This window comes from Thalassospira sp. MIT1004 (assembly GCF_001858545.1).
GTDB classification, from domain to species: domain Bacteria; phylum Pseudomonadota; class Alphaproteobacteria; order Rhodospirillales; family Thalassospiraceae; genus Thalassospira; species Thalassospira xiamenensis.
Genome location: NZ_MCAO01000044.1, coordinates 175,668 through 189,631, shown reverse-complemented (window position 1 = coordinate 189,631; position 13,964 = coordinate 175,668). Strand labels below are relative to the sequence as shown.

Annotated in this window: 15 protein-coding genes; all 15 read right to left on the bottom strand. The window is 55.8% G+C overall.

Features of this window, described 5'->3' with window-relative positions; translation table 11 throughout:
• Positions 1 to 409: 409 nt before the first annotated feature.
• The 15 genes from rplS to ccoO all read right to left on the bottom strand — a co-directional run bounded on the left by rplS (position 410) and on the right by ccoO (position 13,950).
• Positions 410 to 814, bottom strand: a complete 405-nt coding sequence (gene rplS / locus BC440_RS18360; RefSeq protein WP_007089127.1) for a 50S ribosomal protein L19 — start codon at positions 812 to 814, stop codon at positions 410 to 412.
• 3 nt (positions 815 to 817) lie between these two features.
• Positions 818 to 1,534, bottom strand: a complete 717-nt coding sequence (trmD, locus tag BC440_RS18355) for a tRNA (guanosine(37)-N1)-methyltransferase TrmD (protein ID WP_007089126.1) — start codon at positions 1,532 to 1,534, stop codon at positions 818 to 820.
• Positions 1,535 to 1,537: 3 nt separating this feature from the next.
• A complete protein-coding gene (gene rimM, locus BC440_RS18350; protein WP_037990501.1) occupies positions 1,538 to 2,212 on the bottom strand; it encodes a ribosome maturation factor RimM in 675 nt (224 codons plus the stop codon).
• 45 nt (positions 2,213 to 2,257) lie between these two features.
• The gene (gene rpsP, locus BC440_RS18345) at positions 2,258 to 2,662 is read right to left on the bottom strand and encodes a 30S ribosomal protein S16 (protein WP_007089124.1); all 405 of its coding nucleotides are present in this window, start codon (positions 2,660 to 2,662) and stop codon (positions 2,258 to 2,260) included.
• Positions 2,663 to 2,788: 126 nt separating this feature from the next.
• Complete coding sequence (gene ffh / locus BC440_RS18340; protein WP_071240875.1) at positions 2,789 to 4,273, bottom strand: signal recognition particle protein; 1,485 nt, start codon at positions 4,271 to 4,273, stop codon at positions 2,789 to 2,791.
• A gap of 232 nt (positions 4,274 to 4,505) precedes the next feature.
• Complete coding sequence (gene panC, locus BC440_RS18335; RefSeq protein ID WP_071240874.1) at positions 4,506 to 5,375, bottom strand: pantoate--beta-alanine ligase; 870 nt, start codon at positions 5,373 to 5,375, stop codon at positions 4,506 to 4,508.
• 19 nt (positions 5,376 to 5,394) lie between these two features.
• A complete protein-coding gene (panB, locus tag BC440_RS18330) occupies positions 5,395 to 6,243 on the bottom strand; it encodes a 3-methyl-2-oxobutanoate hydroxymethyltransferase (RefSeq protein WP_071240873.1) in 849 nt (282 codons plus the stop codon).
• Between the two features lie 212 nt (positions 6,244 to 6,455).
• Complete coding sequence (locus BC440_RS18325; protein WP_007089120.1) at positions 6,456 to 7,154, bottom strand: cyclic nucleotide-binding domain-containing protein; 699 nt, start codon at positions 7,152 to 7,154, stop codon at positions 6,456 to 6,458.
• Between the two features lie 81 nt (positions 7,155 to 7,235).
• Complete coding sequence (ccoS, locus tag BC440_RS18320; protein ID WP_007089119.1) at positions 7,236 to 7,424, bottom strand: cbb3-type cytochrome oxidase assembly protein CcoS; 189 nt, start codon at positions 7,422 to 7,424, stop codon at positions 7,236 to 7,238.
• Positions 7,421 to 9,853 (bottom strand): heavy metal translocating P-type ATPase metal-binding domain-containing protein, encoded by a 2,433-nt coding sequence (locus tag BC440_RS18315; RefSeq protein WP_083379427.1) that lies wholly within the window; start codon positions 9,851 to 9,853, stop codon positions 7,421 to 7,423. The genes ccoS and BC440_RS18315 overlap by 4 nt, the downstream gene beginning before the upstream one ends.
• Entirely contained in the window at positions 9,850 to 10,368 is a 519-nt protein-coding gene (locus BC440_RS18310; protein ID WP_007089117.1) for a FixH family protein, read from the bottom strand. Before BC440_RS18310 ends, BC440_RS18315 begins: the two co-directional genes overlap by 4 nt.
• Before the next feature lie 59 nt (positions 10,369 to 10,427).
• Positions 10,428 to 11,924: a cytochrome c oxidase accessory protein CcoG gene (gene ccoG, locus BC440_RS18305; RefSeq protein WP_071240871.1), complete on the bottom strand. Its 1,497-nt coding sequence runs from the start codon at positions 11,922 to 11,924 to the stop codon at positions 10,428 to 10,430.
• 231 nt (positions 11,925 to 12,155) lie between these two features.
• Complete coding sequence (gene ccoP, locus BC440_RS18300; RefSeq protein ID WP_071240870.1) at positions 12,156 to 13,028, bottom strand: cytochrome-c oxidase, cbb3-type subunit III; 873 nt, start codon at positions 13,026 to 13,028, stop codon at positions 12,156 to 12,158.
• Positions 13,029 to 13,043: 15 nt separating this feature from the next.
• Positions 13,044 to 13,205, bottom strand: coding sequence for a cbb3-type cytochrome c oxidase subunit 3 (locus BC440_RS18295; RefSeq protein WP_007089114.1), 162 nt, complete (start codon positions 13,203 to 13,205; stop codon positions 13,044 to 13,046).
• A gap of 16 nt (positions 13,206 to 13,221) precedes the next feature.
• Complete coding sequence (gene ccoO, locus BC440_RS18290; RefSeq protein WP_071240869.1) at positions 13,222 to 13,950, bottom strand: cytochrome-c oxidase, cbb3-type subunit II; 729 nt, start codon at positions 13,948 to 13,950, stop codon at positions 13,222 to 13,224.
• Positions 13,951 to 13,964: the final 14 nt, after the last annotated feature.

The following is a 13,964-nucleotide window of genomic DNA, read 5'->3' as shown; positions in this document are numbered from 1 at the left end:
AATTTTATTATCCAGAACCGCACGGACTTGATCGTTTTTGCCGCGGGAGTGCCTTTATACACTCAAGCTTCCAAATCGCAAGCAACCCGGCGCGTGTTTTTTTACGCTACTGCATCTCAAAGTAGATTCGGGGAAAATTGAGCATCTTGTGGTAGCTAAAACTACCAGATTCCGGGGTGAGGCAGCCAAAGCAGGGATAGCTGATATAAAATAAAGTTATATGTTATTCGCAAGGTTTCTGCGCGTTACATCGATCAGACATGAAAACCGGCGATTCGATATGATGCACGCATAAAGTGTATTTGTCGGTTGTTTGTCGCCCGAAACCACAGGCAATCGAAACAGCCCAAAAGAAACGGGCCCACCCGAAGGTGAGCCCGCAGATCATTCCGACAATGCGGAACGCAGATTATTTCTTGCGTTCTGCAGCCGTCAGTTTGCCTTTGTGACCGGTGGTCTGTTCGGCGATACGCGCCGATTTACCGGTACGGCCACGCAGGTAGTAAAGTTTTGCGCGACGAACGTCACCGCGACGGACGACTTCGATTTTGTCGATCGCCGGGGAGTAGTTCTGGAAGATACGCTCGACACCTTCGCCCGATGCGATTTTACGCAGGGTGAAGGACGAGTTCAGGCCGCGGTTTTTCTTGGCGATGCAGACGCCTTCGAACTGCTGGATACGTTCGCGGGTACCTTCAACGACTTTCAGGTGAACACGGACGGTGTCGCCTGCGTCGAATTCCGGAACTTCGCGTTTTGCAGCGATTTTATCGAGCTGATCTTTTTCGATCTGCTGGATGATTGCGTTGGTCATGGTTTAACCCTCTTTGATGTGCCCGCGTGCGACATACTGATCCCAAAGGTCAGGACGCCGAGCACGGGTAATTTCTTCTGCCTGAGCATGCCGCCAGGCTTGTACCTTGGCATGATGTCCGGAAAGCAAGATCTCCGGCACGTCACGCCCGTTCCAATTGGCCGGGCGCGTGTAATGCGGATATTCAAGCAACCCGGTTTCAAAGCTTTCCTCGTCGACGGATTCGGTCTTGTTGACCACACCTTCGATAAGGCGAATGCACGATTCAATCAGGACCATGGCCGGCAGTTCGCCGCCCATGAGGATGTAGTCGCCAATGCTGATTTCCTCGACCTGATGTTCATCAAGTACGCGCTGGTCGATACCTTCGTAGCGACCACACAACAGGATGGCACCCGGTCCAGCTGCCAGTTCGCGGCAACGTTTCTGGTTCAGCATTTTCCCGCGCGGGCTGAGATAAATCAGCGGCAATTGCGGAGCTTCCGCACGCAATTCACGCAGGGTGGCGTCGACAATATCCGGGCGCATGACCATACCGGCCCCACCCCCGAAAGGATTGTCGTCAACAGTGCGGTGACGGTCGGTTGCATGATCACGGATGTCTTTGACATCCAGCGACCAGATCCCGTTTTCCAGTGCCCGTCCGGCCAGAGACTGGCCGAGCGCGCCCGGGAACATTTCCGGGAACAGGGTTGCAACCTTGGCCTGCCACACAGACATCGATCAGGCCTCCTTTCCGCTGCCGGTCGCATTTTCTGCGCCTACTGCATCGGCAGTGACGGCATCAGAATCGCGGTCGGCCTGAGAGTCCCTGCGGGAGCTGCCCGGACGGCGGGTACGATTTCCCGGTCCTTCTTCTTCCTGCAAAAGCCCCTCGGGCGGATTTACCACCAGCTTGCGTTCCGAAAGCACCACATCGGGCACGACTTCCTTGGTAAACGGCAGGACGACGACTTTGCCACGGACTTCTTCCAGCGCGATTTCGATCACATCGCCCGCGCCAAAATCAGCCACACCCCGTACGGTCCCGAACAGCGAACCATCAACATGATGGGCTTTCAGGCCGACAAGATCGGCAAGATAGAATTCGTCTTCGTCTTCCGTTTCCGGCAGGGCCGTCCGCGGTACGTAAAGCTTGGTTCCCCGCAGCCGTTCGGCGGCGTCCCGGTCGTTCACACCATCGATCTTGGCGATCAGCTGGTCGCGAACATGTCCGACAGGAGACAGTTTGAATTTCGCCTGTCCCTTGGCGTCGAACAACGGGCCGTAACCGACAAGGTTATCCGGATCGACGGTATAGCTTTTGACGCGCACGGCACCACGCACCCCGTGCGGGGCGGTGATCATGCCGACGCAGACAAATGCATCGTCGGTTTTGGATTTGCGGGTATCAGCCATTTCGGTTCACAAATTTCCGGTATCTGATCAAAGCGTGCGAAAAGCTTATTCTTCGCTGGCAGCTTCTTCAGCAGGAGCCGCAGCAGCTTCGGCAGCTGCAGCAGCAGCGGCTTCGGCTTTTTCAGCTTTCTCACGAAGACGTTCCTGGGCTTTCGCTTTCGGAGCCGACTTCTGGGGCTGTTCGGTCGGTTTGAACGCGTCAGCCAGGCCAGCTTTGCCCAGGAAACGTGCAACACGATCGGTCGGCTGTGCGCCAACGCCCAGCCAATATTTGATGCGCTCTTCTTTGAAGGTCACGCGGTTGTCAGCATCCTTCGGGAGCATCGGATCATAGGTACCGACTTTCTCGATGAAGCTGCCGTCACGCGGGGCACGGGCATCTGCAACTACGATACGGTAGTACGGACGCTTTTTGGCACCGCCACGGGAAAGACGAATCTTGACAGCCATTCGGATAAGTTCCTTTCAGCTTGGGTTTGTAGTCTTCAAGTTACGATCCCGGAGGATCAATTTATTCCGGTTCAGGGAACCGGGGTGTTTGGTTCTTTCGAAAAATCTTGAGAACCGGGGGCTTGGCTATTTCTTTTTACCGAACCCCGGAAATCCCGGCGGCAAACCACCGCCGCCCAATCCCGGGAACCCGGGCGGTAATCCGCCCCCGGCACCGGGAAATCCTTTTGGCAACTTGCTCATATCGGGCATTTCGCCGCCTTCGAGCATCGAGGGATCCATTTTCGGCATGCCGCCAAACAGTCCCTTTTTGCCCATCTTGCCCATCTTTTTGATCATGGTGGACATGGTCTGATACTGTTTGAGCAGCTTGTTCACATCCTGAACCGAAAGACCGCAACCTGCGGCAATACGCTTTTTGCGCGATGCCTTGATCAGGGCCGGGTTTTCTCGTTCCTTGGGCGTCATCGACAGGATGATCGCCTCCTGATGGGTCAGAAGTTTGGGATCAAGCTTGGTCTGCGACATCTGTTTTTTCAGCGCGCCCATGCCCGGCAGCATCCCCATGATGCCGGAAAGATCACCCATTTTCTGAAGCTGCTTGAGCTGGGAAAGAAGATCGTTCAGGTCAAACTGACCCTTTGCGAGCTTCTTCGCCATTTTCTCGGCGTCTTCCTGCTTGATCGTTTCGGCAGCCTTTTCGACAAGGCTGACGACATCGCCCATCCCGAGGATGCGGTTGGCGATACGATCCGGATGGAAGGCTTCCATCTCGTCGATTTTCTCACCGGTACCGAGCATCTTGATCGGGCAGCCGGTGATCTGGCGCATCGAAAGGGCCGCACCACCACGTGCATCACCGTCGATACGGGTCAGAACGATACCGGTGATGCCGACCTTGTCGGCGAATTCCTTGGCCACATTGACCGAGTCCTGACCGGTCATCGCATCGGTGACCAGAAGGGTCTCGGCCGGGTTGACCGCGTCACGGACCTGGGCGACTTCGCTCATCAGTTCCATATCGATATGCAGGCGCCCTGCAGTATCGAGGATGACGGCGTCATAGCCTTCCTTGCGGCCCATATCCATTGCGCGTTTTGCGATCGATACCGGCTTTTCGCCCATAATGATCGGCAGAACGTTCAGGCCGTTATTGTCGGCCAGAATTTTCAACTGCTGCTGGGCGGCCGGGCGATAGATATCAAGCGACGCCAGCAGGACTTTCTTGTTGCGCTTTTTGGTCAGATGCAGCGCGATCTTGGCCGAGCTCGTGGTTTTACCTGAACCCTGCAAACCGACCATCAGGATCGGAACCGGCGGGGTGGCCGCAAGGTTGATATCCTCGCCTTCACCCAGCATGTTTTTCAGTTCGTCATGAACGATCTTGACGACCATCTGGCCCGGTGTGACCGAACGCAGAACGTCCTGACCAACCGCACGCTCGGTTGCATTGGTGATGAATGATTTGACGACCGGCAGCGCCACGTCAGCCTCAAGCAGGGCGACGCGTACTTCGCGCATGGCTTCCTTGACGTCGGATTCTTTCAGCGCGCCACGTCTGCGCAGCTTATCAAGAACCCCGCCAAGGCGATCGCTTAGTCCTTCAAACATTCCAAATCCCGTCTGTGTTTCCGGTGTTTCCACCGTGTGCGCACAAAAAACTAAAACCCAGTGCTCGACAACTCGAGGACTGGGGGAGTCACCCCTTGGGCGACCTTTGTTGCGCAGGGTTTATGCGATAGGGGGGATAGAGTCAAGCGCAATCAGGCGCAAAAGCGCGATGTTCTGCGCTTTTGATGCCAATCGCATCGCAATCCGCGATTCATCGCGGCCAAGCCGCTGTTTAACCCGTGATGTTGATCGGGTCGATGGCGTGATTGTCGATCAGGCGGGCTTTGCCAAGATGGGCGGCGACAAAGACGCGGCTACTTTTGCGCACCCGATTTTCGACCCGTTCAAGCGTGTCTGCGTCGCGGATTTCAAGGTAATCAATCGATTTGAAACCGGCGTTCAGAATATCTTCGCGTCCCTTGGCCAGAAGCGGGACGATTTCAGCACCCCTTGCTGCGGCTTTGGTGATTTCGCCCAAAACCCGGTCAAGTGTCGGGGCAATCGCGCGTTCTTCCGGTGTCAGATAGCGGTTGCGCGATGACATCGCCAGACCGTCATCTTCGCGCAGAATCGGTGCGCCGATAATTTCGACCGGGATGTTCAGGTCGGTGGTGAAACGGCGGATGACCATCAGCTGCTGATAGTCTTTCTGGCCGAATATCGCGCAATCGGGCAGGGCTTGCAGCAGAAGTTTGGTAACGATCTGGGCAACGCCGTCGAAATGGCCGGGGCGGGAAGCACCGCACAGGACGTTGGTAAATGATCCATCGACGCTGACACGGGTGGCAAAGCCATCGGGATACATTTCTTCGACGGAGGGGGCAAAGCACAGCTCCACCCCGGCGGCATCGAGCATTTTCTGATCGTCTGGCAGTGTGCGGGGATAGGCACCGAAATCCTCGTTCGGGCCGAACTGCGTCGGATTGACGAAAACGGACACGATCACGCGATCGGCATGTTCAAGGGCAAGTTTTGTCAGGCTGATATGACCATCATGAAGGGCACCCATGGTCGGAACCAAGGCAACCCGAAGACCTTCGGCGCGCCATTCTGATATCTGGCTGCGCAGATCAGCGACGGTGTGGACTGTATGCAGGCTCATATTCTAAAAATCGTTTATCTTACTTTATCGCGCGCAAATTGCCTGATTTGGTCACACCGTAACAATGTTCGTCACCGGGAAATGCGCGCGCGCGGACCTCTGCGGCGTAAGCGGCTGCCGCGTCAGAAACCTGATCCCCCAGATTGGCGTACTTTTTGACAAATTTCGGGGTGAAGTCCGAGAACATGCCAAGCATGTCGTCAACGACCAGCACCTGACCATCGCAGGCAGGGGAAGCACCAATACCAATCGTGGGAATGCGAAGTTCTGCCGTAATCTGACGTGAAACCGGTTCGATGGTCCCTTCGATCACAACGGAAAAAGCACCGGCCTGTTCGACGGCTTTGGCATCGGCCATCACTTTAGCGGCGGTTTCCTCGTTCCGGCCCTGGCTTTTGAAACCGCCTACCGTATTGAGCTGTTGCGGCATCAGGCCGACATGCGCCATGACGGGGACACCGCGCAGGGTAAGAAATTCGATGGTTTCAGCCAGTTCGGCCCCGCCTTCGAGTTTGACGGCCGCACAGCCTGTTTCAGCCATGATCCGGGCCGCCGTCCGAAAGGCCTGTTCTTTTGATTCCTGGTAGGTGCCAAAGGGCAGATCGATGACAACACAGGCCCGCTTGCTGCCGCGCATGACGGCTTTGCCGTGATTGATCATCATATCAACGGTCACGGCCAAAGTGCTGTCCATGCCGTAAATGATCATACCGAGCGTATCGCCAACCAACAGAACATCGCAATGCGCATCAAGGCGCTGTGCGATTGGTGTGGTATAGGCCGTAAGGCAGACAATCGGTTCTGCGCCCTTGCGGGCACTCAGGGCTGGCACAGTGATCCTGCCCTTTTTATTGGTGGTGGTGCTCATGACGTTTCTCCCCCGGTGTTACCGGATCTGGCTGCCCGATCTGTGTCAGGCGTGCCGTCATGTTTACAATATGATGACCATTTGCGGGAACTGTTTTTTCGCAATCGCGAAACAGGCTTTTGGTCGAATAGCCTTTAACAGGAAGGGTTCCCTATTGTTGCCGCAGGATATTCCGTCCATTTCGGGATTTGTTGTGCAATTGCACAACGCAATCACAAACCTTCGGCAAGATCTTCAAGCATATCAATGCCGACGGCTTCGATATGGCGATTATCCTTAAGCGTGATCGTTGCTTCCTTGCGCAGCTGCGTCAGGGTGCGTGAAACCGTTTCGATGGTCAGGCCAAGGTAATCGGCGATGTCCGAGCGGCTCATCGGGACCTGGATCGTGTCGCTTTCCTCGCCGCGATGTTCCTGACGGCGGGCCAGCATCAAAAGGAAGGACGCAACCTTTTCCTTGGCCGTCTTGCGACCCAGCAGCAGCATCTGATCCTGTGCGGCGGCAAGTTCGTCAACCGCCATGCCCAGCATGCGTTTTTCAAGACGCGGGAATTCGTCAAACAGCTTTTCAAGCTTTTCGCGCGGGAAACGGCAGGCGGTTACCGGCTCGATTGCCTCGGCGGTGTAGCTGTATGTGGTGTTCAGCGCCAGACCAAGGAAATCACCAGGGAACAGGAAACCGGTGATCTGGCGGCGGCCGTCGCCCAGAAGTTTGTATAGTTTTACCGAACCCGACGTGACGTTAAACACGTAATCGGCATCTTCGGCTTCGTGGAAAATCGTGCTGTGCGGATCGAACTGAACATGGGTCAGCATCTGGCGCAAACGATCATGCTCCGTGCCCTGCAAAGAAGAGCAGAAGGTCAGGTCCTTGATTCCGCAGGCCTCACAAAGCTGGGAACGGACAGACATGGCAAACTCCGGAGCTACATGTACTTAAGATGTCAGATTGGAATTAATCTATGCGATCTGACTGCATCAGTTCAAGCGATACTAACGTTTGTCTCCGTTGTTTTTCGTATGGCTGTCCTGCGGTTGCTGTTCATCGTCATCAAAAAGGATGCGATTGGCGGCTCCTTCCATGTCATCGAACTGCCCCGATTTAAGCGACCACAGAAATGCTGCCAATCCGAGAAGCCCCAGAAACAGGGCGATTGGTATCAGAAGTAATAGGTTGCTCATACTGACGGCGCTCCTGCCTCTTGGGCATGTACGGGGAGGGCGGAAGGATCTCCGGCCCGTTGTTTGTCTGTTCCAGATCGCAGGCGCAATGCGTTGGCAATCACAATCAAAGAGGATGAAGACATCGCAATGGCGGCAATCAGTGGTGTGACCATGCCCGATACTGCCAATGGAATCGTGATCAGGTTATAGGCAAATGACAGGGTGAAATTCTGTCGGACAAGCCGGTCGGATTTCCTGGCAACGTCGATGGCCTCGATCACGGCCGAAAGGCGGTCGCCCTGAAACACGATATCGGCGACATTCTGGCTGATTTCGGCTGCACTTGCCGGTGACATGGATGCATAGGCTGCGGCAAGGGCCGGCGCATCATTAATACCGTCACCGACCATCAGGTCACATTTGCCATTTTCGGCGCGACGGGCGATTTCGTTTGCCTTGTCCGCCGGTGAAAGCTGCGCCTTCCAATCGCGAATGCCCAGTGTTTTGGCAAGTCGAGCAACCGTCACGGCCCGGTCCCCCGATAGCAGCGATATGTCAAAACCACGCGAAGACAGGGTTTCGATGACCTGTTCGGCATCATGACGCGGGGCATCGCGGAAAACAAAACGGGTTGCGGCCCGGCCCGGTTCCTGCAGCCACATCTCGGGGCCTGCAATGTGGCTGGACAGGTCGGCATTTTCCGCAATGCCGCAAAATGCACGGCTGCCCAATCGGACCGTGCCGCCGGGCAATTCTGCTGATAGTCCCTGGCCGGGATGTTCCGAAACATTGGCGATTGGCGTTACATTTCCGGCAGCCCGTACAAGGGCACGCGACAGTGGGTGGGTGCTATTGGCCGCGATGGATGCAGCCAGTTCAAGCGCAGTGTCATCGTCCGGATTGGAGATCAATTCGGGCTTGCCGGTGGTCAATGTGCCGGTCTTATCAAAAATGACACCGCGAATACGGGTCAGTCTTTCAAGGGCCGTGGCTGATTTGACCAAGATACCAGCGCGCAACAGCCGCCCGGTCGCAATCACCTGAACAACCGGCACGGCAAGGGCAAGGGCACAGGGGCAGGTGATGATCAGAACGGCAATCGCATTCATCAGGGCATCCTGCCAGCCAATCCCGCCAATCAGCCACCAGCCGAGAAATGTCGTGCCCGAAAGAAGGTGGACCACAGGGGCATAGGATTTGGCGACACGGTCGGCAAGGGCGACATATCGGGCGCGTCCCTGTTCGGCGTTTTCCATCAACCGGACAATTTCAGCCAGAAGCGTTGTTTGACCGGTCGCAGTAACGCGGATGCGCAACGGGGCCGATATATTGGTTGTTCCGGCGAAAACGGTTGTGCCTGGTTTGGCGGTGTTCGGGATGCTTTCCCCCGTTATCAGGCTGGTATCGATATCCGATTGACCATCAAGGATTTCACCATCAATGCCGATCCGCTCCCCCGCTGCCACCAGAACGATCATGCCCGGTTTGGCCTTGTCCGGTGCGATCAGTCGGCGGGTGCCATCGTCACCCAGAACCGTGACCGAGCGCGCATTCAGCGATAGCAGATGTTCGGCGGCTGATCGGGCCTGACCACGGGCGCGGCTGTCAAGATATCGGCCAACCAGCAGGAAAAACAAAAGCGTTATGGCAGAATCGAAATAGGCATGGGGGCCGCCGCGCATGGTTTCGGCCAGGCTCATGCCAAGGGCAAGAATGACCCCCAGGCTGATCGGCACATCCATATTGACCCGGCGATTGCGGATCGCACCCCATGCGGACCGGTAAAACGGCATTCCGGCATAGATGGCTGCCGGAAGGGCAATCAGGGCCGATATCCAATGGAAAAGATCGCGGGTTGCCCCGCCCATTCCCTGAAAATATCCGGCCCAGACAGAAACCGACAGTAGCATGACGTTGCCCGCGGCAAATCCGGCAACCGCCAGACAGCGCAGCAATTCGCTGTTGCGGGCCTGTGTTGCCTGTTCTAGCGCTGCGGGATCGAACGGGATCAGCCGGTATCCCATCTGCAGAACCGGTTTAACCAGTTCATCCACATCGGCAATGTCACCGTTCCATGTCAGCCGTAACCGGCGGGTGGTCATATTGACGCGCGCATGCAGGACAGACGGATTTTTTTGCAGCAGGGTTTCGATCAGCCAGACACAGGCTGCACAATGTATGCCATCCACCATCAGGTTAAGATGATGAACGCCTTCGTCGTCGGTGCTGACAAGATCGGTGAAATTAACCGCAGCGATTTCATCGCTATCGGGGCGCAATGGCCGGGCTTTGGGATCGATGCTTCGGCGGCTATAATAGGATTTAAGACCCAGATCGCCCAGAAGTTCAAACGCACCTGCACATCCCCGACAGCAAAAGTCAGGCCCGACCGGTGACATCGAGGTCACCGGATCTCCACAATGGCGGCAGGTGGTTTGGGGGGTCATGGTTTTACGACAACGGTCTCGACAGTCTGATAATCATCACCAAGGGCGTGCGCAATGGTCCGGATTTCCCAACGGCCATAAACCGGGAACGCGGCACTTGCCCGATATTCCCCGGGCGCGATTTCCGCCATTCGCACGGTCTGGTCAAGATCGTCACGGTCCGAACGCCGCAAAACGATTTCCATTTTGGCACCGCTGATCGGTTGGGAATCGCGATCCCGGAACAGGACAGTAACCGTCGCAGACTGATTGATCAGACCCTCGACCGACAGTTTGCTGCGCCATCCCAATTCGGCCTGACGCTGCGCGCCCGACATTGCGGCGTTATAATTGTTGCCTTCTTCGAAGGCGTGTTTGGTGACAAGCCCGTTCCAGCTTGTCATTGAAAACGTGATCAGCGAGATGTTGGCGATCAGCATGATCGCGAAACCGCCAACAAAGTACCACGGGATCAGGCGATCCGATTTGCGCGGACCCGCAACAGAGGATGGTGAGGTTGTGGTCTGGGTCGTCATCTTTCTATCTCCTGTCCGGCGCAATAGGGTCGGTGGCCGGATCGTCAGGCGGGTGTCGGTTATTTCGGACCGGCAAACACGGTATCATAAGTTTCGCGAATATTGTCCTTTGGATCGGTCACGCTGAACTCGAACGGTGTGGCTTCGCCATCCAGTGCTTCTGGATCGGCCGCAACAAAGACACGGAAACTGCCAACGCGGTCCGGGGCAACATCCAGGCTGAATGTGCCATCCTGATTAGGTGTCAGACCGATAACCTGAAAATCGGTGGCAACAAGCCCTTCGATTGTAAGGATATAGGTTTTGGCAGCCTGTTCCTTGTTCAGGACCTTTAAGGTGTAGCCATTTCGGACATCACCATCGGACAGTCGGACGAATATCGGGTTGCGATCCCGCAAAACGTTGACTTCAAGTGTCGTGCGATTGAACAGGCCAAAGGCCATCACGCCTGCGACCAGCATCACGATGATCGAATAGAAAATGGTACGCGGCCGGACAATGCGGATTTTGGTTGCCTTGCCATGCGCACGCAACTGGCTGTTTTGCACCGAATCAAACCGGACCAGATCGCGCGGGAAGCCGACCTTGTCCATCATTTCGTTGCAGGCATCGATACACAGGCCACAGCCGATGCATTCCATCTGTAATCCGTTACGGATATCGATCCCCGTCGGACAGACGTTAAAGCAGGCATAGCAATCTATGCAGTGGCCGACTTCCGGGACTTCGCCGCGGACAAGGTTCTTGCGCTTGATCGGACCACGCGGTTCGCCGCGCCAGCCTTCATAGGTGACGATCATCGACTCGTCATCAAGCATCGCCGACTGGAAACGCGGCCACGGGCACATATAGGTGCAAACCTGTTCGCGCGCCCACCCGGCCAGCAGATAGGTCGAAAAAGTCAGGAACGCGATGGTGACATAAACGCCCAGTGACGCATCACCGGTAAAGATATCGACCATGACCGTCGGCGCATCGTGGAAATAAAGCACAAACGCACCGCCGGTTGCCGCGGCAATCACCAGCCATGAAAGATGGGTCGCGCCGATTTTCCAGACTTTTTCGAATGTCCAGGGCGATTTGTCCAGACGCATGCGCGCATTGCGATCCCCCTGGATATGACGTTCGACCAGCATGAAAAGATCGGTCCACACCGTTTGCGGACAGCCATAACCGCACCAGATACGGCCAAACAGCGACGTTGCCAGAAACAGACCGATCGCGGCAAGGATCAGAAGGCCGGTGATATAATAGACTTCCTGCGGCCAGATCTCGATAAAGAAGAAATAGGCGCGGCCAAGATCCATGTCGATCAGCACGGCCTGATCCGGTGCCGAAGGTCCGCGGTCCCAGCGCAGCCAGGGAACAATCCAGTAAATGGCAAGCAGAGCGACCAGTGCAAACCATTTCAGGTTACGGAAACGACCCGAGACCCGTTTCGGATAGACCTTGTCGCGGGTTTTATAAAGTGGTTGGTCGCGGTCATCTTCCGGCAGTGTATCGTTTTGCGGGATCGGATGTGCGGGATCGGGCTGTTGCAAATGGGGCATGGCCATTGTCGCTACCTGACTGTTGGGCCGCATCGCCGATAACTGCTCTCTTGTGGCTTTGGGGCCACCAGTTATCTGCATGGTGCACAACATGGCATGCGGCATGCCATGTCGGATTAGGATTATTCAAATTGCAGTGCCAACATACGAAAAACCCGCCGCACCCCACCATGACACAAATCAATTTTTGATCAGATCACAGTGTATAAAGGTGCGGCGGGCAGAAGATTTTAAAGGTTACTGACCGCCACCAAGCGAGTGGACATAAACCGTCAGCATCTTGATGGTTTCTTCGTCAAGACGACCACCCCATGCAGGCATGACGCCACCACGAGAATTGGTCACGGTTTCGGTAATGGTTGCGGCATCGCCACCATACAGCCAGATCGCATCCGTCAGGTTCGGTGCCCCCAATTCCTGAACACCCTTGGCGTCTTCGCCATGGCAGGATGCGCAGTTATCGGCGAAGACCTCCATGCCGCGGGTTGCTGCGGCCTTGTCGGTTTCGCGTCCGGTAAAGGACAGGACATACTGAACAACATCATTGATGCCTTCGCGTTCCAGTATTTCGTCACGACCAAAGGCAGGCATATCGTTGAAACGCGTATCGTCATTGGCATCCCAGCGGACACCGACATGCAGCGTTTCATTGATGGTTTCAAGCGAACCACCCCACAGCCAGTCATCGTCCTGAAGGGATGGGAAGCCCGGGTTGCCCGAACCGCCGGTGCCATGACACGGTGCGCAGTTTTCTGCAAACACGGCCTTGCCACCTGCCATCGAGAAGTTCAGCAATTCGCTGTCATTAACGATTTCATCCAGATCCAGTGCTGCCAGACGCTCCATATACGGTGCGCGTTCGGCGGCAACATTGGCCATGGTTTCATGCAGTTGGGTCCGGTTGGTGGTTTCGAACATACCGGTAAGGTAGCTCGTTGCCGTCGGCCAGGACGGATAAACCACCCAATAGCCGACCGACCAGACGATTGTGGCCCAGAAAACATAGACCCACCAGGACGGCAGCGGTGTATTCAGCTCTTTGATGCCATCCCATTCATGACCGGTGGTTTCGTGACCCGAAACCTGGTCTTTTTCGACATGTGTCGACATAGCTCGGTTCTCCCCCTATTCCTCATCCCGAAACGGAATCCGGGCATGCTCTTCCATGTCTTTCCGGCGCTTTTTGCTGGGCCACATGACCCAGGCAATGATCGCCCCGAAAAGCAGCATCAGCCACAGACCCCACAAGGGTCGGAAAAAGTCAGCGAGTTGCGTAAAGAATTCCATGACGTTCCCCTTCGCCTTAGCGCAGGTTCAGTTGCGGGTTGTAGGTGGTGAAATCGACCATGCGACCCAGGACCTGCAGATACGCGACCAGCGCATCCATTTCGGTCAGTTTCGCGGGGTCTCCGTCAAAGTCACCGGTTGCCGCATTCGGATAACGTGCAAGGAGTTCATCGTAATCCTCGTCCGCCATCGCCTGCAGATACAGGTCAGCCTTGGCATTCTCGATCTGCTCGTCGGTATAAGGAACACCAACCATTTTAAGCGTTTCAAGATGGGCCTGGGCGTCATCGAACTTCAATTCGCGTTCCGCCAGGAACGGATAGCCCGGCATGATCGATTCCGGCACGACAGAGCGCGGATCTTTCAGGTGGGCAACATGCCAGTCGTTGGAATATTTGGCTCCAACGCGGGCAAGGTCCGGTCCGGTACGTTTCGATCCCCACTGGAACGGATGGTCATACATCGATTCCGCGGCAAGGCTGTAATGGCCATAACGTTCGACCTCGTCACGGAACGGACGGATCTGCTGGGAATGGCAGTTATAGCACCCTTCGCGGAGATAGATGTTGCGACCCGCCTGTTCGAGCGGTGAATAGGGACGGACCCCTTCGACCTTCTCGATGGTCTGTTCCATCGTGAACAACGGCACGATTTCGACAATACCACCGATGATGATGGTCAGGAAAATCCCGAGGATGAGAACAAAGACGTTCTTCTCAACAATGTGGTGTTTTTTCAGAAGCATTTTTCACATCCCCC

What these genes read in the sequence shown, in the direction of transcription:
- rplS (WP_007089127.1), bottom strand. Translation starts at nt 814, where the DNA reads ATGACCAACGCAATCATCCAGCAGATCGAAAAAGATCAGCTCGATAAA.
- trmD (WP_007089126.1), bottom strand. Translation starts at nt 1,534, where the DNA reads ATGTCTGTGTGGCAGGCCAAGGTTGCAACCCTGTTCCCGGAAATGTTC.
- rimM (WP_037990501.1), bottom strand. Translation starts at nt 2,212, where the DNA reads ATGGCTGATACCCGCAAATCCAAAACCGACGATGCATTTGTCTGCGTC.
- rpsP (WP_007089124.1), bottom strand. Translation starts at nt 2,662, where the DNA reads ATGGCTGTCAAGATTCGTCTTTCCCGTGGCGGTGCCAAAAAGCGTCCG.
- ffh (WP_071240875.1), bottom strand. Translation starts at nt 4,273, where the DNA reads ATGTTTGAAGGACTAAGCGATCGCCTTGGCGGGGTTCTTGATAAGCTG.
- panC (WP_071240874.1), bottom strand. Translation starts at nt 5,375, where the DNA reads ATGAGCCTGCATACAGTCCACACCGTCGCTGATCTGCGCAGCCAGATA.
- panB (WP_071240873.1), bottom strand. Translation starts at nt 6,243, where the DNA reads ATGAGCACCACCACCAATAAAAAGGGCAGGATCACTGTGCCAGCCCTG.
- BC440_RS18325 (WP_007089120.1), bottom strand. Translation starts at nt 7,154, where the DNA reads ATGTCTGTCCGTTCCCAGCTTTGTGAGGCCTGCGGAATCAAGGACCTG.
- ccoS (WP_007089119.1), bottom strand. Translation starts at nt 7,424, where the DNA reads ATGAGCAACCTATTACTTCTGATACCAATCGCCCTGTTTCTGGGGCTT.
- BC440_RS18315 (WP_083379427.1), bottom strand. Translation starts at nt 9,853, where the DNA reads ATGACCCCCCAAACCACCTGCCGCCATTGTGGAGATCCGGTGACCTCG.
- BC440_RS18310 (WP_007089117.1), bottom strand. Translation starts at nt 10,368, where the DNA reads ATGACGACCCAGACCACAACCTCACCATCCTCTGTTGCGGGTCCGCGC.
- ccoG (WP_071240871.1), bottom strand. Translation starts at nt 11,924, where the DNA reads ATGGCCATGCCCCATTTGCAACAGCCCGATCCCGCACATCCGATCCCG.
- ccoP (WP_071240870.1), bottom strand. Translation starts at nt 13,028, where the DNA reads ATGTCGACACATGTCGAAAAAGACCAGGTTTCGGGTCACGAAACCACC.
- BC440_RS18295 (WP_007089114.1), bottom strand. Translation starts at nt 13,205, where the DNA reads ATGGAATTCTTTACGCAACTCGCTGACTTTTTCCGACCCTTGTGGGGT.
- ccoO (WP_071240869.1), bottom strand. Translation starts at nt 13,950, where the DNA reads ATGCTTCTGAAAAAACACCACATTGTTGAGAAGAACGTCTTTGTTCTC.